We start from the raw sequence: 19,464 nt of genomic DNA, 5'->3' as shown, positions 1-19,464 counted from the left end.
GTCAAAGCGCCTCCACGCTTGCGCGAAATGCGTCGCCGCGTGCCTCATAGTCGCTGAACTGATCGAAAGAGGCGCAAGCCGGCGACAGCATGACGACTTCGCCCGGCTTTGCCGCCGCCGCCGCGTCCTTTACGGCCTGCGCTAGCGTGCCGCTCTCGGTCACCGGCTTGCCGGCCGCGCGCAGGATGGTCGCGAACATCGGCCCGGCCTGCCCGATCGTATAGGCCGCGCGGACATGATCGAAATGCGATGCGCAGTCGTCGAGATCGTCCGATTTGGGGAGCCCGCCGAGAATCCAGTGCACCGCCGGGTAAGCGGCGAGCGCCGGGGCCGTCGCCGTGGCGTTGGTGGCCTTGCTGTCGTTGACGAACAGCACGCCGTTCTTTTCGGCGATCCTCTGCATGCGGTGCGGCAAACTGGTGTAGGTGGCAAGGCCACGGGCAATCGCGTCTTCGGCGATGCCGAGCGCGCGAGCCACAGCGATGGCGATCACCGCGTTCTGGGCATTATGCGGCCCCTGCAGGGCAGGCCAGGCCGATTGATCGCCAACCTCGCTCGATCGCACCGCGATCACATCGGGGATGCGGCCGGCGATCGCCCGGCTCGGCTCGTCCTCGACCGCAATGATCGCGGCATGACCGGCCGACTGCATCGCAAACAGCCGCTCTTTCGACGCCGCATATCCGGCAAAGCCGTCGTAGCGATCGAGATGATCAGGCGTGATGTTGGTCAGCACCGCGACGTCGCAATCGAGGCTGAAGGTCAAATCGATCTGGTAGCTCGACAGTTCGAGCACATAGATGCCGCCTTCGGGCAGCGGATCGCGGCCCATGATCGGCAGGCCGATATTGCCGCCCATCAGGGTCGGGATGCCGGCCGTCTCGATAATGTGGTGGATCAGAGCGGTGGTGGTCGACTTGCCGTTGGTGCCGGTGATGCCGACCACCTTGTGCGACGGCAGATCGGGGCGCGCCTGGGCGAACAGTTCTATGTCGCCGATGACGGGCACACCGAACGACTTCGCGTAGGCCGCGATCGGATGCTTGTTGAGCGGCACGCCAGGGGAGACGACGACGGCCGCGAAGCCGGTGAGGTCGATTTCCAGCGGATCGGCCAATTCTAAGCCCCTCCCCTTCAGGGGAGGGGTTGGGGTGGGGCCGGCGACCAAGGACAACTCGGGAGTTCCGGGCGCTGCACTCGACTGCCCCACCCCAACCCCTCCCCTGAAGGGGAGGGGCTTTTCCAAGACTTTAGCCCGCGCCGCCGCATTCCCGTCCCACGCCGTCACCTTCGCGCCCGATGCCAGCAGCGCGTCGACCGTCGCCAGCCCCGAGCGCGCAAGGCCCAGGACGGCATAATGTTTCCCGGAAAAGGCGCGTGCCGTGATCACCGCAGCTTCAGGGTCGCAAGGCCGGCCAGCGCCAGCACGAAGCTGATGATCCAGAACCGGATCACCACCGTCGGTTCGCTCCAGCCGAGCTGTTCGAAATGATGGTGGATCGGCGCCATGCGGAAGATCCGCTTGCCGGTCCGCTTGTAGAAGAACACCTGCAGCACCACCGACACCGTCTCCATCACGAAGAGACCGCCGACGATCGCGAGCACGATCTCGTGATGCGCGACGACCGAGATCGTGCCGAGCGCACCGCCCAAAGCCAGGCTGCCGGTATCGCCCATGAACACGGCCGCCGGCGGCGCGTTGAACCACAGAAAGGCCAGGCCGCCGCCGATGATCGCCGCGGTGAGGATCGTCATGTCGCCGGCGCCGGCGACGTGTGGAATGCCGAGATAATGCGCGAATTTGGCGTTGCCGACGAGATAGGTGATTACGAAGAAGGCGAGGCTGGCGATCACGACCGGCATGATCGCGAGGCCATCGAGCCCGTCGGTCAGGTTCACCGCATTGCCGAATGCGACGATCACGAATGCCGCGAACAGGATGTAGAACGGCCCGAGATTGATCACCGCACCGTTATAGAAGGGCACATAAAGCTCGGTGCTGTTGCCCGAGACGATCAGCCAGCTTGCCGCCCCTGCGATCAGGAACTCGAACAGCAGGCGAACCCGGCCGGATACGCCCTTGTGGCTGCGCTTCTTGACCTTGTCATAATCGTCCATGAATCCGATCAGGCCGAAACCCAGCATCACGAAGATGCACGCCCAGGTGTAGCGGTTGCTGAGATCCATCCACAGCAGCACCGACGAAGTGACCGCGATCAGGATCATCAGCCCGCCCATTGTCGGCGTGCCGACCTTCTTGAGGTGGGTCTGTGGGCCATCGGCGCGAATGGGCTGCCCCTTGCCCTGGCGCGTGCGCAACCAGCCGATGAACTTCGGGCCGATGATCAGCCCGATGAACAAGGCCGTCATCGCCGCCGCCCCGGCACGGAACGTAATATAGCGGATAAGATTCAACAGCCCCGGAAATCCGAGCTGATCGGCAATCAAATAGAGCATGTCGTCCTTCCGCCCGCCAGCGCCCCCGAGCGCAGTTGCTCGACGAGGCGGGAGAGCCCGATCGCGTTCGATCCCTTGATCAATATGGCATCGCCAGGGGCAATCGCGCCCGGCAGGGCCGCGATCGCCGCTTCGGCGTCGGGCACATGCGCGAAATCGATCCGCCCCTCAAGCGCATTTGCAAGCGGCCTCATCTCCGATCCGACGAGCAGAGCGAAATCGACGCCGGCCGCGCGCAGCGGCCCGACAAGATCGGCATGATATTCGGGCGAGCGTACGCCAAGTTCGCGCATTTCGCCCAGGATGGCGACCTTGCGCACGGCCTTTTGCTCGCCCAGCATCCGGATCGTCGCGGCCATCGATACCGGATTGGCATTGTAGCTTTCGTCGATCAGCAGAGCTTCGCCATCCCGCACCGGCACGCGGCTGCGCAAACCGCGTCCGGCGAGGCCTTCCATCTCGGCAAAGGCAAGCCCCGCCGCGGCCAGATCTCCGCCGACCGCCCAGACCGCGGCGACCACCGCCATTGCATTCGACACCCAATGCTGGCCCGGCGCCGCGATCGTGAAGGTCAGTTCGCGATCGGGCAGAATCAGCGATACCAATGTGCCTTCATCGAGCGGCACGACATCCTGGACATGGACGTCGGCATCCTCGCTGGTTCCGAATGTGACGATCTTCGATGCATAAGGCCGCGCGGCCGCGATCAATCGATCGCGATGGGGGCTGTCTTCGGGCAGGATCGCGATCCCGCCCGGCTCCAGCCCTTCGAAAATCTCGCCCTTCGCGTCGGCAATGGCCTCTTCATTGGCGAAATAGGCGCTGTGCGCCGGCGCGATCGCGGTGACGATCGCGACATGCGGCCGCACGAGCCGGGTCAGCGCCGCCAGCTCGCCCGCATGGTTCATGCCCATTTCGAAAATGCCGATACGGCTGTCCGCCGGCATCCGCGCGAGGCTCAGCGGCACACCCGTATGGTTGTTGTAGCTTTTCACCGAGCGGTGCACCCCGCCGCGAAGGCCGCGATCGAGACAGGCGAACAGGGCCTCCTTGGTTCCCGTCTTCCCGACCGAGCCGGTGACGCCGATCACCTTGCCCTTCATCCGCTTGCGGGCCGCAATGCCAAGCGCGATCAGCGAATCCGCGGTATCCTCGACGCGCACATGCGGCCCGGAACATGCGTCCGACACGATCGCACCCGCCGCGCCGGCCGCAAAGGCCCGATCGAGGAAACGGTGGCCATCGGTTGCCTCGCCCCTGAGCGCGATGAACAGATCGCCCGGCCCTACCTCACGCGAATCGAATGCGACGCCATTGGCGTCGAAGGCACCGTGCACCTCCCCGTCGACGGCGGCGGCAATATCGAAGGCGGTCCACAGCGGGGTCATACCGCGCACTCCCTCGCCACGGTGACGTCATCGAACGGCAGGATGCGATCGCCGACGATCTGCCCCTGCTCATGGCCCTTGCCGGCGATCAGCACGATATCGCCCGGGCCGGCTTCGGCAACGCCGGCAGCGATCGCATCACGGCGACTGCCGATTTCGATCGCGCCGATCGCGCCAGCGAGCACATCGCGACGGATTGCTGCGGGATCCTCGCTGCGCGGATTATCGTCGGTAACGATCACCAGATCACCCAGGCGCACGGCCACATCGCCCATCAGCGGTCGCTTGCCGGTGTCACGATCGCCGCCCGCACCGAATATGACGATCAGCCGGTCGCGCGCGTGCGGCCGCAACGCCTGGATCGCCGCATCCAGCCCGTCGGGGGTGTGGGCATAGTCGACATAGACCGGTGCGCCGCTCGATGTGATTACCGCGCGCTCGAGGCGGCCACGAACCGGCGCAACCCGCTGAAGATCCGATAACGTACGATCGACGCCGCCGCCGGTGGCGATCACCAGTGCCGCCGACACCAGGGCATTGGCGGCCTGATAGGCACCGATCAACGGCAGCGTGATCGTCCGCGGCTTGCCGTCCACCGCGATCGTCAGCTTCTGGCCGAGCGCGGTCGGCTGACGATCGAGCAAGCGGATGGCCTCGCCCATCTCGCCGACGGTATGCAGCTGCAGGCCGCGTGCCTTCGCGATCGCGATCACCTTGTCCGACATCAGATCATCGGCCCAGATCACGGCCGCGCCACCATCGTCCACGACCTCGGTGAACAGGCGCATCTTGGCGTCGAAATAGCTTTCCATCGTGCCGTGATAATCAAGATGATCGCGGCTGAGATTGGTGAACGCCGCCGCCCGCACCGGCAGCCCTTCGGTGCGATATTGCGACAGACCATGGCTCGACGCCTCGAACGCGGCATGCGTCACGCCTTCCCGGCGCAACCCGGCCATATTGGACAGGAAGGTGACGACGTCCGGGGTTGTGAGACCGGTCGAGACCTGATCATGGGCGGTGGTGACGCCGAGCGTGCCGATCGACGCCGCATGATAACCGGCCATGCCCCACAATTGCCGCGTCAATTCGACGGTCGATGTCTTGCCATTGGTGCCGGTGACGGCAACCACGGTGTCGGGAAATGGCGCGAAGAAGCGCGCCGCCAGCGCCGCGAAGGCCCGGCGCGGTTCGGTATCGGCGATGTGCGGAGCGCCGACGACCTTCGCGTCGGGCGCGGCGACGATCGCGGCGGCGCCCGATGCGATCGCCTGGTCTATATAATCCTCGCCGTTGACGCGGCTGCCGCGAAAGGCACCAAAGATCGTGCCCGGCGCGACCTTGCGGTGATCGATCGCGAACCCGGTGATCCGCGTGCGGCCGGCATCGCCGGCCAGTTCGGAAGGGATCAGATCATTCAGCCACATGGCCTGGCTTATCGTCTGGTTGCTGAACGTACGGCATCAGGTCGGACACATCGACGTCGCGGCCCTCTTCCGGGATGATGCCGAGCAATGGCCCGATTCGCGAAATGACCGAGCGTACCGCCGGCGCCACCGTCCAGGCGGCCGTGCGCAGCCCGAACGTTTCGGGAATCCCCTTGGGTTCGTCGAGCGTCGCGATCACCACATAACGCGGCGCATCCATCGGGAAGACCGCGGCAAAGGTGGTCACCAGCGAGTTGCCGATATAATGGCCATGAATATTCTTCTCGGCCGTACCGGTCTTGCCGCCGACGCGCAGCCCCGGCGCCGATGCCTTCTTGCCGGTGCCCATCGTCACGACCAATCGCATCAGTTGCCGCATCCGCGCGCTCGTCGCCTCGGAGACGATCCGCGTACCCGGCACCTCACCGGGCGGGCGCTTGATCAAAGTCGCCTGATGCAGGATCCCGCCATTGACCAGAGCCGCATAGGCATTCGCGAGATGGAGCTGGCTGACCGCGATGCCATGGCCATATGCCACCGTCATCACCGTCGTCCGCGCCCAGAAGCCCGGCCACAGCGGATGCGCGCGCGCGCCGAGTTCAAGGTTGACCGGGCGATCGAAACCGAGCTGGCGGAAGAAGGATGCGGTACGGGCCTGACCGAGTTCGTCGGCAATACGCGCGGTGCCGATGTTGCTCGAATAGATCAGGATTTCGGGCACCGTCAGCCAGCGGTTCTGCGGATGATCGTCATGGATCGGGAAGCCGCCGACATGCAGCGGCGCGGTCGCGTCGTAGCGTTGCCCCATATTGTTGATCACGCCATGCTCGATCGCATTGGCGACCGTGATCATCTTGAAGATCGATCCGAGCTCGAACACCGAACTGACCGAACGATTATAGCGCGCATCGGGCTGCGTATTGTCCGCGCTGACCGGCGCCTGGCCCGGCGCGTTGGGATTGAAATTGGGCAGTGACGTCATCGCCAAAATTTCGCCGGTCTTGACGTCGAGAACGATGCCGGCCGCGCCCACGGCCGAATGTTTGGCCATCTGCAGGCCCAACGCGCTCTCCATCGCCGCCTGGACGCGGCTGTCGATCGACAGTGCAACCGGGGCGCCGTGCCGCGCGGGATCGGTCAGCTGCTTCGACAGATAGGCTTCCATCCCGCTCAGCTTCTCACCGCCCGGCTCGATATAGCCGATCACCTGGCTTGCCATCGTGCCCTGCGGATAGAAGCGTTCCGGCTCGCGCTCCAGCTGGATCGCGGGCTCTCCGAGTGCGTTGACCGCTTCTACGGTCGCGGGCACGCTATTCTGCTCGAGATAGACGAAGCCCTTGTTGCTGAACACTATCTTGCGATATTCGGCTTCGGTCTTCGCCGGCAGGATCCGCGCGAGATCCGCGGCAAGCTTGTTGCGATCGGTGATGATCTTCTTCGGGAAGATGCCGATCGACCAGCCCTTGATCGTCGATGCCAACACCACGCCATTGCGATCGGTGATGTCCGCGCGCAACCCGGCCGGCGCGGCGGCCGGCCCACGATCCGGCGCGTCGACGACCGCCAGCCACATCAACCGGGCGCCGATGATCGCGGTCATCAACGCGAACAGCATCAGCAGCACCATCAGCCGGTGCTGGGCGATGCGAACCGTTTCGTTCGTCTTGACGACGGCGCGCGCGCGCGCCTGGGAAGTTGCCGAGGCTACGGCGACTGCCGTCATGGCCGTCCTTTGCGGCCGTGCTTCGTCGCAGGTTCGCCCGTCACATCGGCAAGCCATTTGTCGTCGAGCGAGGTCAGCTTGATCGGCGGCTTGCTCCTGGACCTGGGTTCGGCTTCCCTGACCGGAGGCTTGCCCTTCGCTTCGGCCTCGACGACCTTGATCGCCGGCTTGTTGGCGGGCTTCGGTTCGATGGCTTTGACCGCCGGCTTGCTGAACACCGGATCGGCTTCGCTCAGCTGCGACGCGAGATGGATATCGTCATTCCCGGCCGCCAATGCCTGGCGCCTGGCCTGAACGAAGGTCGCCTGCCGAACCATCGGCTGCGGCGCCGGTCCGCTCTCGGCCACCGACGCCGGTGCGGGAGCCGCCCGCGGTGCCGGTACAGCCGTGGTCAGGCTCGCCTGCTGCACCTCTGGGCGCGGCGCCGCCACCGCCGGATCAAGCTGAAGCGGCTGCGGATCGGCGAGGGCGACGAGTTGCGTGGTCGAATGCACGAACTGCGCGGCGCCGGGTGCCTGCAGGCCATAGACCCTGCTGTTCCAATTCTCGATCTGCGCCATGCCGCCGCGTGTGCCGATTTCGGTTTCGAGCTGGCGTATTTCGCGCTCGGTCGATCCGATGCGTCGATCGACCGTCGCCAGTTCGGCGCGCTTGGTCGCTACCGTCTGGGAGACCAGATAGAAGGATAATGCGGCCGCACAGATACAGCCTGTCCAGCCGACCGATCGAAAGCGGTTCGCAATCATCCCTGACGTCCTTGGTCTTGTGGTTGATATGTGCCCCATGGTGAAGCGCCCGTGCGTCGCGCGACGCGCAAGGTGGCCGATCGCGAGCGGGGATTGCGCGCCACCTCTTGCTCGCCCGCCCGTACGGGCTTCGCGACGGCTTCGAAGCTCGGCTTCGGCCCCGCGTCACCCCGATCCGGCGCATGGCGCGATCCCGCCGGTGTCGCGCCGCTGCGTTCCCGCAGGAAGCGTTTCACGATCCGGTCCTCGATCGAGTGGAAGGACACCACCGCCAGCCGACCGCCCGGGCGCAGCACATGCTCGGCCGCGGCCAACCCCTGCTCCAGTTCCTCCAGCTCGGCATTCAGATGAATGCGGATCGCCTGGAAGGTGCGGGTCGCAGGATCCTTCTTCTCATGCGGCCGGTGGCCCAGCGCCTTGCGGACGATATCGGCCAGCTCGCCCGTGCGCGTGATCGGCCGCGCCGCGACGATTGCCCGCGCCACCCGCCGCGAGCGCGGCTCATCGCCCAGCTGATAAAGGACGTTGGCGATCTCGTCCTCATCGGCCATGTTGACGAAATCGGCCGCGCTCATGCCCGCCCGCTCCATCCGCATGTCGAGCGGGCCATCGGCCTGGAACGAAAAGCCGCGCTCGGCGCGATCGATCTGCATCGACGACACGCCGATATCGAGCGTCACCCCATCAACCTGTTCAACCCCGCGCTCGGCCAGCGCCTCGCGCATCCGCGAGAAGCGCTCGGGCACCAAAATCAGCGCGCCCTGGCTCTCCGCCTCGATCGGCCGGCCTTCCGCAATCGCATCGGGATCGCGATCGAAGGCGAACACATGGACGCCGGCGCCCAGCAGCGCCCTTGTATAACCACCCGCGCCGAACGTGCCGTCGACGTGGGTTTCACCGGGCACGGGCGCGAGCCCCGCCATCACCGCATCGAGCAGGACCGGAATATGGAGAGCCGCCGCGGTCATCCGCGCGCCCCGCGGCGTGCGAGCGCGTCTTCCATATCCTCGATTGTCTCGGGCCCTTCGCCACCCTCGGCGCGCAGCACTTCGGGGCTCCAGATCCGGAAGGTGCGGCCGCCGCCGACGAATACCGCATCGTCACCGATCTTCAATTTGTCGCGCAACCGCTGCGGCAACACCATCCGGCCAGCGCTGTCGAAGGTCACATCCTTGCGCGACGGGAATGCCGCATATTCCATGCGCTCATAGATATCGTCGACAAATTCGCCGGTTTCGTCCGCTTCTTTCTGCGCGCGGCGCAACATGCTCTGTTCGACTTCGGAAACCTGACGCGCATCATAGACTTCAATGCACGGCAGTTCGCGATGCCTGGCCATTTTCAGCGTTTTTTCGAGACCGGTGGCAACTTCGCCATTGGCGCAGCGAATTTCGATCGTCTGGCGGAACGCGGCAGGCAGCGAAACGCGGCCCTTGGCGTCTACGCCGTTCACATGAACGTCATTGAAGATCGCACCACCCGACGCCACGGCAAACCCCATCGAAAGCAAGGAGTTTGACCACGACCGCTGCCCGTCCGGACAATGAAGACGTCAGCGCGTCACGGCAGAATCCTTGCCCCACTGCATCACAACGGCATATCGCTGCACAGCTTGGTTTTCAATGGGAATTCATGGGAATTCAGGGGATATTATGGTTCACCTTGTGAATAACCGTATTCGACGCATGGAACTTCGCCACACCACATACCATTGGCAGCCCGCTTTTCCGCGGAAAACGCCCCCGCAAAGCCTGTGGATAAGTGTGTTGGAAACATTGTGCAGACGTGCGGGGATGAGCGGGACAGGATGTGCATCATCCTTCCACGGAAGATCGCCTGTGGCGTGGAACTAGCTATCGCGACGCTCCGGGACCCGGCCGTTGGTGCCGAGTCGCAGCCCATCGTCAGCGTGTCTTGGTGGAGGACGGGTGGGGAGTAGCGCCTCCTGGCGCCACACCAAGTTCGGCGAGCGGATCTTTCGGCTCGCTCGCGGCATTGTCATTGCCGCTTGCGACCATCTGCGATCCGGCGTTGCCAGCATCTTCCGACCGGAAGCCGACGATCGCCGCCGCCAGCAGCACGACGACGAAGACACAGGCCAGCCCCGTGATTCCTATTCGAACGCGTTGACCCACAAGTTTCCCCACATCGGATGGACATGCCGGATATGGCGACCAACAGCCAGTACGCGGACCCTACAGAACATTGGGCTTACAGGTTAACGAATTGGCACCGCCGTGTCGACAGCCTGCCGCCACAGGCGGCGGCGCGGAACGATCGCAGACCTAGCGCCCAAGATATGCGGGGACCGGCAACCCCTTCGATGCGAGCCAGTCGGCATTGAACAGCGACGAAAGATAGCGCATCCCCGAATCGCACAGCATCGTGACGATCGTCTTGCCTGGCCCCATTTCCTGCGCGAGCCGAATCGCGCCAGCAACATTGATCCCCGACGATAAACCGACGCACAGCCCCTCGCGCTCGAGCAAGGCAAAGGCCTGCGCAAGCCCTTCCTCGTCGGAGACGCGGAACTGCGTATCGATGGGGGCACCTTCAAGATTGGCCGTAATCCGGCTCTGGCCGATGCCTTCGGCAACGCTGCTGCCTTCGGCCTTCAATTCGCCGTGCGCATAATAATTGTAGAGTGCCGCACCATAAGGATCGGTGAGACCGATGACGATATCGTCATTGAATTCCTTGAGGCCCAGCCCGACGCCCGCGATCGTGCCGCCGGTGCCCGCCGCGCAGGTGAACCCGTCCACCCTGCCGCCGGTCTGCGCCCAGATTTCAGGCGCCGTCGTGCGGATATGGGCGAGCCGGTTCGCGGTATTATCGAACTGATTGGCCCAGAAGGCCCCCGGGGTTTCCTCGGCAATGCGGCGCGACGTGTGCACATAATGGGCGGGGTTCGAATAGGCCGTCGGCGCGACCAGCACCAGTTCGGCGCCCAGCGCACGCAACGTATCCTGCTTCTCGCGGCTCTGGGTGTCGGTCATCACGATGATCGTACGATAACCGCGGGCATTGCCGACAAGCGCCAGCCCGATACCGGTATTGCCTGCCGTACCTTCGACGATGATGCCGCCTGGCTCGAGCGCTCCGCGTTCCTCCGCGTCGGCAATGATCGCCAGGGCCGCGCGGTCCTTGACCGATCCGCCCGGATTCATGAATTCGCACTTGGCGAGGATCTCGCAGCCCGTGATTTCGCTGGGGCCGTTGAGGCGGGCCAGCGGGGTGTTGCCGATCAGGGAAAGCGCGTTCGGCGCGATAAGGGAAGAGGCCATGTGCCAGCGATAGCCGAGCCGCCCGGTGATTGCCAAGAAAGCTTCTCTTGCACGAGGGCGGACAGACCTTTGGCCGCCTTGATCCCGGACAAGCCCTGCGCCAGGAAGAGGGATGATTCGCAAGGCCAGTTTTTCGCCTGTCATCGACGAACGGACCCGCCTGTTGCTGCTCGGCAGCCTGCCGGGCGAGGCATCGCTACGGGCTGCCCGCTATTATGCCCACCCGCAAAATCAGTTCTGGCAACTGGTGAGCGCCATCACCGGACGCGACCTGGTCGCTTTGCCTTATGACGATCGGCTGCAGGCGCTGCTGGGCGCGGGTATCGGCCTGTGGGATGTCGTCGCCGATGCCGCGCGCAGCGGCAGCCTGGACGCCGCGATCCGCGACCATCGCACCAATGACCTGGCGGCACTGATTGCCAATCTCCCCGAATTGCGGGCGATCGGCTTCAACGGCGCGACCGCCGCACGGATAGGACGCCGGCTAATTCCCGCCACGACAAAACTGGCATTGATCGACCTGCCATCGAGCAGCCCGGCTTTCACGATCGGCCTCGCGGCAAAGCGCGTGCGCTGGCTCCCCCTCAAGGCTTTTCTCGACCGGCGATGAGCTTCGCAATCGAATCGCAAGATTCCTGCGCTAATGCCGCTTTAAGAGATTGTGCTCTTGACGCAGTGCACACAAGAATCGCAAAACATGGATCGCTATGCAAACCACATCCCGCCTTCTGACCGCCGCCGTTCTCGGCACTTCCCTTTTTCTTGCAGCTTGCAATTCCAAGCCGGAGACGATCGTCGCCGACGGCCCCAAGGATCCCGATGCAGCTGCCCTTAACGCAGCAGCGCCGGTCTCTCTGCCGCCGATGGTGACGCAGAGCCGCACCTATCGTTGCGCCGACAACCGCTTGGTTTATATTGATTTCTTCAGCAACAACACGGCCAATTACAAGACAGCCAAGGATGGTTCGCCGACGGTGTTGACCGCTCCGGCGCCCGGCAAGCCCTATGTCGCGGACGGTTATTCGGTCAGCGGGGATGGTCCCACCGTCGATATCGCAGCTCCGGGGAAAGCATCGCAGAGCTGCAAAGCCTGATCTTCGTCTCTTCAATTCGGCCGGCGCGAGCTTCGCTCCGCCGGCCATTTTCATGCCGGCGGAGCGGGGCCGGGCGACTCGCCGCCTCTCAAAAGCCAGATCGCAATGCAAATATGCATTGTTCACTGCAACATGAGCACGCACGCCGGGTGCGACGATGCAGGCGGATTGGCCTTACGATCGGAATGGGGATAGGCGAGCGCCGTCCAAATCGCTATCGGGCCACCGCATGACTCAGATCACGCCCGCCGTCGTCGCCGAACATGGCTTTTCCCCGGAAGAATATGAGCGCGTCCTCCATGCGCTCGGCCGCGAGCCGAACCTTACCGAACTCGGTATCTTCTCGGTCATGTGGTCCGAGCATTGCTCGTACAAATCCTCGCGTATCCACCTGAAGAAGTTGCCGACCACCGGCCCGCAGGTGATTTGCGGCCCCGGCGAAAATGCCGGCGTGGTCGATATCGGCGACGGCCAGGCCGCCATCTTCAAGATGGAGAGCCACAACCACCCGTCATACATCGAGCCCTACCAGGGCGCGGCAACCGGCGTTGGCGGCATCTTGCGCGACGTGTTCACGATGGGCGCACGGCCGATCGCCAACATGAATGCGCTGCGTTTCGGCCGCCCCGATCATCCGAAGATGCGCCACCTGATCGCGGGTGTCGTCCACGGCATCGGCGGTTACGGCAATTGCGTCGGCGTGCCCACGGTCGGCGGCGAGGTCAATTTCCACAAGGCCTATGACGGGAATATCCTCGTAAATGCGATGACGGTCGGCGTCGCCGAAACCAACAAGATTTTCTATTCGGCGGCATCCGGCACGGGCAATTCGATCGTCTATGTCGGCTCCAAGACCGGCCGCGACGGCATCCACGGCGCGACCATGGCATCGGCTGATTTCTCCGAGGATTCCGAGGAGAAGCGCCCGACGGTGCAGGTCGGCGATCCGTTTACCGAAAAATTGCTGATCGAAGCCTGCCTCGAACTGATGTCGTCCGATGCGATCGTTGCGATCCAGGATATGGGGGCGGCCGGCCTGACCTCATCGTCGGTCGAAATGGCGTCGAAGGGCGGCGTCGGCATCGAACTCGACATGAACGCCGTGCCGTGCCGTGAAACCGGCATGACGCCTTATGAAATGATGCTGTCCGAATCGCAGGAACGCATGCTGATGGTCCTCAAGCCCGGCCGCGAGGCCGAAGCCGAGGCGATTTTCCGCAAGTGGGAACTCGATTTCGCGGTAATCGGCGTGGTCACCGACACCGGCCGCATGGTGCTGCGCTTCAACGGCGAGGTCGTCTGCGACATTCCGCTCGGGCCGCTCGCCGACGACGCGCCATCCTATGATCGCCCCTGGGTGCCGACCCCGGCGCGCGGACCGCTTGGCGACATCCCGGCCAAGGGCTCGATCGGTGACAATCTGCTGGCGCTGATGGCGAGCCCCGATCTCGCCAGCCGGCGGTGGATATGGGAACAATATGACCATATGGTCGGTGCGGATACGGTGCAGCGACCGGGCGGCGATGCCGCCGTGGTGCGGATTCACGGATCGAAAAAGGGCCTGGCGATCAGCACCGATTGCACGCCGCGTTACGTGTTCGCCGATCCCGTGCAAGGTGGCCGCCAGGCGATCGCCGAATGCTGGCGCAACATCACCGCCGTGGGCGCCACGCCGCTCGCGACCACCGATTGCATGAATTTCGGCAACCCGCAGCGGCCCGAGATCATGGGCCAGTTCGTGGGCGCGATCGAGGGAATGGCGGAGGCCTGCCGCGCGCTCGATTTCCCGATCGTGTCGGGCAATGTCAGCCTGTACAACGAAACCAAGAATGAGGATGGATCGGGCAGCGCGATCCTGCCCACCCCGGCCATCGGCGGCATCGGCCTGATTGCCGATATCGATACGATGGCGACAATCGCCTTCAAAGCCGAGGGTGAAGCGATCCTGATCATCGGTGACAGCCTGGGTCATCTCGGCCAATCGCTCTGGTTGCGTTATATCGCAGACCGTGAAGACGGCCCGCCGCCGCCAGTCGACCTGGCGGCGGAACGACGTAATGGCGATTTCGTGCGCGAGCAGATCCTGTCGGGCAGTTTGACTGCGGTCCACGATGTGTCTGACGGCGGCATGCTGGTGGCGGTCGCCGAAATGGCGCTGGCCGGCAATATCGGTGCTGATATCGGCAAACCATCCCACATGGCTGCTTTTGGCGAAGATCAAGCCCGTTATGTCGTGACGGCGCCCAACCCCGATGCCGTCCTTGCAGCGGCTCTGCTCGCCGGTGTCCAGGCCGCGCGGTTCGGCACGACCGGCGGCTCGACCGTCGCGGGGATCGACCTCGCCGCATTGCGCGCGGCGCATGAGGGCTTCTTCCCGGCGTTGATGGATTAGGAAGCGGCTTGCTGCCGCGTGCCGCTACGCGATGCCCGGGGCGCCATGAGCTCCTCGATTTCCACCGCTTCGCTGAATGCCACGCCTAACCGGTCCTGATCGGCCCAGCGCACGACGCCAGCAATGCGCATGCCATCGGCAAGCTCAAGCTCAAGGTCGGTGCCCGGCGCAAACGTCGAGCCACATTCGATCATCGCACCCGTACGCGACAGATTGCGGATCCGCGCCGAAACCGTTTCCTGAAGACTGTGCAGCACGACCGAGCGCAGCATGGCCACGCGAGGCTCGCGAGTCACAAGCAATTCCGGCATCGATAATTTGCCCGTCCCCGCCACGCGGGTACGCGCGTCATCCTTCGACATCGGCCGCCCGAAGATATAGCCTTGAATATGAGAGCAGCCCAGCGAACGGATCAGGGCAAGTTCGTCGGGTGTCTCGGCGCCCTCGGCGGTGGTCTCCATCTCGAGACTTTCCGCGAGGGCGACAATCGCACGAATGATCGCCGCATTGCGATTGCCCGGAACGGCGGCCCCCCGCACGAAGCTCTGGTCGATCTTGATCTTGTTGAACGGTGCCTTTTTGAGGTAGCCCAGCGACGAATAGCCGGTTCCGAAATCGTCAAGCGCGAACCGCACGCCGATCGCCTTGAGCCGGGCGAACATCGAATCGGTCGCCTCGTCATCGTTGAGGAAAACGCCCTCGGTAATTTCGAGCTCGAGCCGATCCGGGGCTATTTGCGCCGCGGCAAGCGCGCTCAACACGGTGCCGGGCAAGGCGGGATTGGCAAACTGTATCGGCGAAATGTTGACCGCCACACGCACATTTTCCGGCCAATTGCTTGCCTCCAGGCACGCCGTCCTCAACACCCATTCGCCAATCTGCTGGATCAGCCCGATCTCCTCCGCGATCGGGATGAAATCGGTCGGTGAAACCATCCCGCGGGTCGGGTGGTCCCAGCGAGCGAGCGCCTCGAACCCCACTACAGCCTCGCTGCAGGCGTCGACGACCGGCTGATACATCAGGTGCAGCCCGCGTTCGGCCATCGCCTTGCGCAGATCCATTTCGAGCAGCCGGCGATCCTTGGCGCTCGCATGCATCGCCGGCTCGTAGAAGCGATGGACACCCTTGCCGTCGCCCTTCGCCGCGTAGAGCGCGAGATCGGCATTGCGCACCAGCGCATCGGCGCTCGCGCCGTCATCCGGCGCGATCGCGATGCCGACCGACGCCCCGATCGAAACATGCGCGCCTTCGATGATGTACGGCTTGGAAACCTGCTGGATGATCGCATCGGCCAGAAAAGCGAGCCGCGCCCGATCGACGATGCCGGGCAGCACAACGTTGAACTCATCCCCCCCGAGCCTTCCCACTTGGCCGTCCGCCTGAACGACACGCGTCAGCCGCTCGGCAACCAGGCGCAGCAACGCATCACCCACCGGATGACCAAGCGTGTCATTGACCATCTTGAAGCGATCAAGGTCGAGCATGAACAAGGCCGTGCGTTTCGGGCGGCCGGCCACATCGCGCAACGATTCGTCCAGCGTGCGACGCATCAGGATACGATTGGGCAAACCGGTCAGCGCATCATAGCTGGCGAGACGTTTTACTTCAGCCTCGGATCGGCGCATTTCGGTCAAGTCGGTCCCGCTACCGCGAAAACCGAGAAAGACGCCATCCTCATCGAACGCCGGGCGCCCTGAAAGGGCCCACCACCATCCATCGCCCATGCCGGCTCCGCGCACCGCGATTTCGGAAAAGGCCAGCCGGGTCGATAGATGAAAGCCCAGCGTCCGCTCGCCCTGCGCGGTTACGTCACCGGCATCCCGTTCATGCAGAACGAGATTCGTCATCGGCTTGCCCAGCAATCGTTCGACCGGCAAGCTGATCGCGGCGGCGAGTTGCGCCGAAATATAGGTCAGATTGCCGCGCGCATCGGTTTCCCAGAACCAGCCCCGGCGATTTTCTTCGAATTCGCGCAACAGCGTAGCCGCTTTGAGTGCCCCTGTCGCGCTGTCGAACCAGCGCCGCGAGGCGCGATAGGATCGCTCCGAAATGCCGCCAAGCGCCAGAATGCCCACCACCATCAGAGCAGTCAACAAGCCGCCGGCCAACATCGACTGCACGTGGAGCAGCACGGACACCAGTGTCGCCAGCCATAATAATGCGACCGCCATGGGAATAGGCGTGAAGATCACCGTCCCGATGACGACCAGGCTGCAATAAACCACCCAGTCAATGGGCCCAGCCGCAGCCATTTGATCGAAATCGGCGAACCAGGCCGCCCAGCAGAGGCCTTGCAGCAAGGCATAGGCCGCTATCGCAAAATGTCGCTGACCCGGGCTCGCGCTACGATACAGTCGTACTCGTGTCATGGCGAGAACGGCGCCGCCTGACAGAATCATCACCACAAGCGGGGCGAGGAACAGATTCGGCGCGTGCGCGCGCCAGCCGCCGGGGCCACGCGCGACGAACAGCCCTGCGCCGGAGATAATCTCGGCCAACATCAACATCGGCAACATGCCGGACGTCATACGAACGCGCCCGACTATCGATCGGTGATCGTGCGAAGACCCTTCCGGCAACAGCCCGCGCAAAAACCGCGCAGCAAATCCGGGGGTTTCGGCGCCCCTTTCGTCAGCATTGGTGGCTGCTTGTCCGCGCACCCGCCGCATGGGGCGAATCTCCCTCCCTGGATCAGAGCGGGGAATCTAACCGATGCTGCTTAATTTCGTTTGAACTTCACCGTCGACAACCGTCGCGTTGATAAACCAGCGCTGATCGCCCTCGAGACCCAGCGCTGTTAACGTGCCGCTGCGATATGCGCCGGTATCGATACCCAGGCGATTGATCTGAACCGATGGCTCGTTGGTTATTGTGTGCCCGTGCACGACAAATGCGCCCAGATCCCCTCGATAATCGAGAAATTCATCGCGAATCCATCGCATGTCCGAAGGATCCTGCACGTTGAGCGGCAGACCCGGCCGCACACCCGCATGCACGAACAGATAATCACCGAATCTCAGGCTGTCCGGCAGCTGCTCGAGAAACAACCGGTGTCGCTCCGGAATATAGTTCCTTATCACCTCCGCCGGTGGCAGTTCCTCCCCCAGCATGGCGACGGGGACACCGTAGCTCGCCAGCGTTTCGTAGCCCCCAAATTTGAGCCACTGATTTTCGGATCGGTCGGCCGCAGCATCCATCGCCCGGATCATCGCCTCCTCATGATTGCCCATCAGGCAATGGAAGGTTGCAAATGCCGGGCGCATGCTCAGCATGAACTCGACGGTTTCGGCCGAATAGGGGCCGCGATCGACCAGATCGCCCAGCATCACGACATGCGTATCCAGCGGCCGGCGCGAAGCCGAATCCGCGCGGATGTGCGCCAGCAGCGGCAGCATCAGATCAAGCCGGCCGTGGATGTCGCCCACCGCATAGACGCGCTGGCCGACCGGAATTTGCGGCCGCGGCGTATCGACCCGGCGCGCCGTGAGCGTGTTCATCCGCTGCAACCAACTCTTGTCGCCGATCCGGCCGATGCCGCCACTTTCGGTATCCCGACCTGTCAAATCGTAAAACTCCAAATGCCGGAACCATGGCGCTTCATCGCCTTCAAAATATGGGCTCGACCGCACCCAATAGCAATCCGACCGCCGCCGAGCCTGCTCCTTGCTGTTGCAAAGCTGCAACACAAAGTCGCCAATCTTGAAATGACTGTGCGCGCCAATACAGGACATGCAACCTGTGGCGCAGTCGGTGGTTTGAAGCGCGCACGTCTATTGTTCGCGACGCGGCAACTCGATGCGAGATGAGAAATTGATCCATTTCCGACACGAAACAATGCCGCGACGCAACAATCACTTGCAACTCGCGTGTCCGAGCCTAAGGTTAGCGGAAGTGGGCTTATCCTCAAAAAGTAACAAGAATGGCTTGAATCCATGGAGTTATCGAACGTGATCGCAAATGATCTCCTTCGGAAGACACGTTTGGCGGATCAGAGCATTCTTGCACGAGGCCGGGATGTCATTGCGGCTGAGAGCCATGCCTTGGCAGAACTCGGTGCGGCCCTGGATGAAAATTTTGCGATCGCCACCCGCCTGCTGGCGGCCACGATCGGCCGGGTTGTCGTCACCGGCATGGGTAAATCCGGCCATATTGCGCGGAAAATCGCAGCCACGTTGTCCGCAACCGGTACACCTGCAATCTTCCTCCATCCGGCCGAAGCGTCGCATGGGGACCTTGGCATGATCCAGCGCGGCGATACGCTGCTGGTCCTGTCCAATTCCGGGATGACGGCCGAGTTGCACGTCGTCATGCAACATAGCCGTAACCTGGGCATACGTACGATCGGAGTCGCGTCGCGGATCGACTCGCCGATGATGATCGATGCCGACGTGGCGCTTGCACTGCCGGCGATTCGCGAGGCCTGTTCTGCCAATATCGCGCCAACCACGTCGACCGTGATGATGCTGGCGCTCGGTGACGCGCTGGCCATGGCGCTCATGGATCTGCGTGGGATCTCGCGCGAGAGCATCAAGCAGTTGCATCCGGGCGGCTCTATAGGCCTGCGTTTGAAGACGGTCGCCGAGATGATGCATATCGGGAGTCGGATACCGCTGGTCGAGAGCAGGGCGCCAATGCGCGACGTGATCATGACGATGACGTCGATGGGTTTTGGCGTGGCCGGTGTCACCGATTGGAGCGGCCGCCTGGTCGGAGTGATCACCGACGGCGATTTGCGCCGCCATATCGGGGATCTGCTTGATCGCAATGCCGCAGACGTGATGACTCCGCATCCCAAAACAGTTCCTTCCGATATGCTGGCCGAAGACGCGTTGTTGATCATGAACGACGCCAAGATCACGACGGTTTTCGTCATGAACGCCGACGATCGCGACCGCCCGGCAGGGATCGTGCATATCCACGATTTCGTTCGGCACGGCCTGAGCTAAAGCGCCT

16 protein-coding genes are annotated in these 19,464 nt (G+C 63.5%); 4 read left to right on the top strand and 12 right to left on the bottom strand.

What is annotated here, in order from left to right:
* Position 1 precedes the first annotated feature (1 nt).
* The 10 genes from murD to BLS13_RS07515 form a co-directional block, all read right to left on the bottom strand.
* Positions 2-1,390, bottom strand: coding sequence for a UDP-N-acetylmuramoyl-L-alanine--D-glutamate ligase (gene murD / locus BLS13_RS07560; RefSeq protein WP_093451092.1), 1,389 nt, complete (start codon positions 1,388-1,390; stop codon positions 2-4).
* Positions 1,387-2,457: a phospho-N-acetylmuramoyl-pentapeptide-transferase gene (mraY, locus tag BLS13_RS07555; protein WP_093451090.1), complete on the bottom strand. Its 1,071-nt coding sequence runs from the start codon at positions 2,455-2,457 to the stop codon at positions 1,387-1,389. The genes murD and mraY overlap by 4 nt, the downstream gene beginning before the upstream one ends.
* A complete protein-coding gene (murF, locus tag BLS13_RS07550; protein ID WP_093451089.1) occupies positions 2,445-3,845 on the bottom strand; it encodes a UDP-N-acetylmuramoyl-tripeptide--D-alanyl-D-alanine ligase in 1,401 nt (466 codons plus the stop codon). Before murF ends, mraY begins: the two co-directional genes overlap by 13 nt.
* Positions 3,842-5,272 (bottom strand): UDP-N-acetylmuramoyl-L-alanyl-D-glutamate--2,6-diaminopimelate ligase, encoded by a 1,431-nt coding sequence (locus BLS13_RS07545; protein ID WP_093451087.1) that lies wholly within the window; start codon positions 5,270-5,272, stop codon positions 3,842-3,844. Before BLS13_RS07545 ends, murF begins: the two co-directional genes overlap by 4 nt.
* Positions 5,259-6,995, bottom strand: a complete 1,737-nt coding sequence (locus tag BLS13_RS07540; protein ID WP_093451085.1) for a peptidoglycan D,D-transpeptidase FtsI family protein — start codon at positions 6,993-6,995, stop codon at positions 5,259-5,261. Before BLS13_RS07540 ends, BLS13_RS07545 begins: the two co-directional genes overlap by 14 nt.
* Positions 6,992-7,741, bottom strand: coding sequence for a hypothetical protein (locus BLS13_RS07535; protein WP_093451084.1), 750 nt, complete (start codon positions 7,739-7,741; stop codon positions 6,992-6,994). Before BLS13_RS07535 ends, BLS13_RS07540 begins: the two co-directional genes overlap by 4 nt.
* On the bottom strand, positions 7,738-8,709 hold the full coding sequence (gene rsmH, locus BLS13_RS07530) for a 16S rRNA (cytosine(1402)-N(4))-methyltransferase RsmH (RefSeq protein WP_093451083.1): 972 nt from the start codon (positions 8,707-8,709) through the stop codon (positions 7,738-7,740). The genes BLS13_RS07535 and rsmH overlap by 4 nt, the downstream gene beginning before the upstream one ends.
* Positions 8,706-9,230 carry a division/cell wall cluster transcriptional repressor MraZ gene (locus tag BLS13_RS07525; RefSeq protein ID WP_093451358.1) on the bottom strand — a complete coding sequence of 175 codons (525 nt, stop codon included), beginning with the start codon at positions 9,228-9,230 and terminating at the stop codon, positions 8,706-8,708. The genes rsmH and BLS13_RS07525 overlap by 4 nt, the downstream gene beginning before the upstream one ends.
* A 415-nt stretch (positions 9,231-9,645) precedes the next feature.
* Positions 9,646-9,876: a hypothetical protein gene (locus tag BLS13_RS07520; RefSeq protein WP_093451082.1), complete on the bottom strand. Its 231-nt coding sequence runs from the start codon at positions 9,874-9,876 to the stop codon at positions 9,646-9,648.
* Positions 9,877-10,026: 150 nt separating this feature from the next.
* Entirely contained in the window at positions 10,027-11,025 is a 999-nt protein-coding gene (locus BLS13_RS07515; protein WP_093451356.1) for a cysteine synthase A, read from the bottom strand.
* A 112-nt stretch (positions 11,026-11,137) separates the two neighbouring features.
* Here BLS13_RS07515 and BLS13_RS07510 point away from each other — a divergent pair, with 112 nt between their 5' ends.
* The 3 genes from BLS13_RS07510 (at position 11,138) to purL (ending at position 14,511) form a co-directional block, all read left to right on the top strand.
* The gene (locus BLS13_RS07510; protein ID WP_093451080.1) at positions 11,138-11,635 is read left to right on the top strand and encodes a DNA-deoxyinosine glycosylase; all 498 of its coding nucleotides are present in this window, start codon (positions 11,138-11,140) and stop codon (positions 11,633-11,635) included.
* Positions 11,636-11,732: 97 nt separating this feature from the next.
* Positions 11,733-12,119: a hypothetical protein gene (locus BLS13_RS07505; protein ID WP_093451079.1), complete on the top strand. Its 387-nt coding sequence runs from the start codon at positions 11,733-11,735 to the stop codon at positions 12,117-12,119.
* 229 nt (positions 12,120-12,348) lie between these two features.
* Positions 12,349-14,511 carry a phosphoribosylformylglycinamidine synthase subunit PurL gene (gene purL, locus BLS13_RS07500; protein ID WP_093451078.1) on the top strand — a complete coding sequence of 721 codons (2,163 nt, stop codon included), beginning with the start codon at positions 12,349-12,351 and terminating at the stop codon, positions 14,509-14,511.
* On the opposite strand, the gene BLS13_RS07495 is transcribed toward purL, so the two are convergent.
* Together BLS13_RS07495 and BLS13_RS07490 are read right to left on the bottom strand one after the other, a co-directional pair.
* Positions 14,508-17,039, bottom strand: a complete 2,532-nt coding sequence (locus BLS13_RS07495; protein WP_256325755.1) for an EAL domain-containing protein — start codon at positions 17,037-17,039, stop codon at positions 14,508-14,510. The genes purL and BLS13_RS07495 overlap by 4 nt on opposite strands.
* A 177-nt stretch (positions 17,040-17,216) precedes the next feature.
* Complete coding sequence (locus BLS13_RS07490; RefSeq protein ID WP_256325754.1) at positions 17,217-18,074, bottom strand: metallophosphoesterase family protein; 858 nt, start codon at positions 18,072-18,074, stop codon at positions 17,217-17,219.
* 477 nt (positions 18,075-18,551) lie between these two features.
* Between BLS13_RS07490 and BLS13_RS07485 the strand changes: the two genes are divergently transcribed.
* The gene (locus BLS13_RS07485; protein WP_371128190.1) at positions 18,552-19,457 is read left to right on the top strand and encodes a KpsF/GutQ family sugar-phosphate isomerase; all 906 of its coding nucleotides are present in this window, start codon (positions 18,552-18,554) and stop codon (positions 19,455-19,457) included.
* Positions 19,458-19,464: the final 7 nt, after the last annotated feature.

The sequence above is a fragment of the Sphingomonas sp. YR710 genome, assembly GCF_900101455.1.
In the GTDB taxonomy this organism is placed as follows: Bacteria; Pseudomonadota; Alphaproteobacteria; order Sphingomonadales; family Sphingomonadaceae; genus Rhizorhabdus.
This window is presented reverse-complemented; position numbering and strand designations above follow the sequence as displayed.

Coding starts and splice junctions, on each gene's coding strand:
- mraY (WP_093451090.1), bottom strand. CDS start 2,457: ATGCTCTATTTGATTGCCGATCAGCTCGGATTTCCGGGGCTGTTGAAT.
- rsmH (WP_093451083.1), bottom strand. CDS start 8,709: ATGACCGCGGCGGCTCTCCATATTCCGGTCCTGCTCGATGCGGTGATG.
- BLS13_RS07540 (WP_093451085.1), bottom strand. CDS start 6,995: ATGACGGCAGTCGCCGTAGCCTCGGCAACTTCCCAGGCGCGCGCGCGC.
- BLS13_RS07505 (WP_093451079.1), top strand. CDS start 11,733: ATGCAAACCACATCCCGCCTTCTGACCGCCGCCGTTCTCGGCACTTCC.
- BLS13_RS07545 (WP_093451087.1), bottom strand. CDS start 5,272: ATGTGGCTGAATGATCTGATCCCTTCCGAACTGGCCGGCGATGCCGGC.
- purL (WP_093451078.1), top strand. CDS start 12,349: ATGACTCAGATCACGCCCGCCGTCGTCGCCGAACATGGCTTTTCCCCG.
- BLS13_RS07495 (WP_256325755.1), bottom strand. CDS start 17,039: ATGACGTCCGGCATGTTGCCGATGTTGATGTTGGCCGAGATTATCTCC.
- BLS13_RS07535 (WP_093451084.1), bottom strand. CDS start 7,741: ATGATTGCGAACCGCTTTCGATCGGTCGGCTGGACAGGCTGTATCTGT.
- BLS13_RS07515 (WP_093451356.1), bottom strand. CDS start 11,025: ATGGCCTCTTCCCTTATCGCGCCGAACGCGCTTTCCCTGATCGGCAAC.
- murF (WP_093451089.1), bottom strand. CDS start 3,845: ATGACCCCGCTGTGGACCGCCTTCGATATTGCCGCCGCCGTCGACGGG.
- BLS13_RS07510 (WP_093451080.1), top strand. CDS start 11,138: ATGATTCGCAAGGCCAGTTTTTCGCCTGTCATCGACGAACGGACCCGC.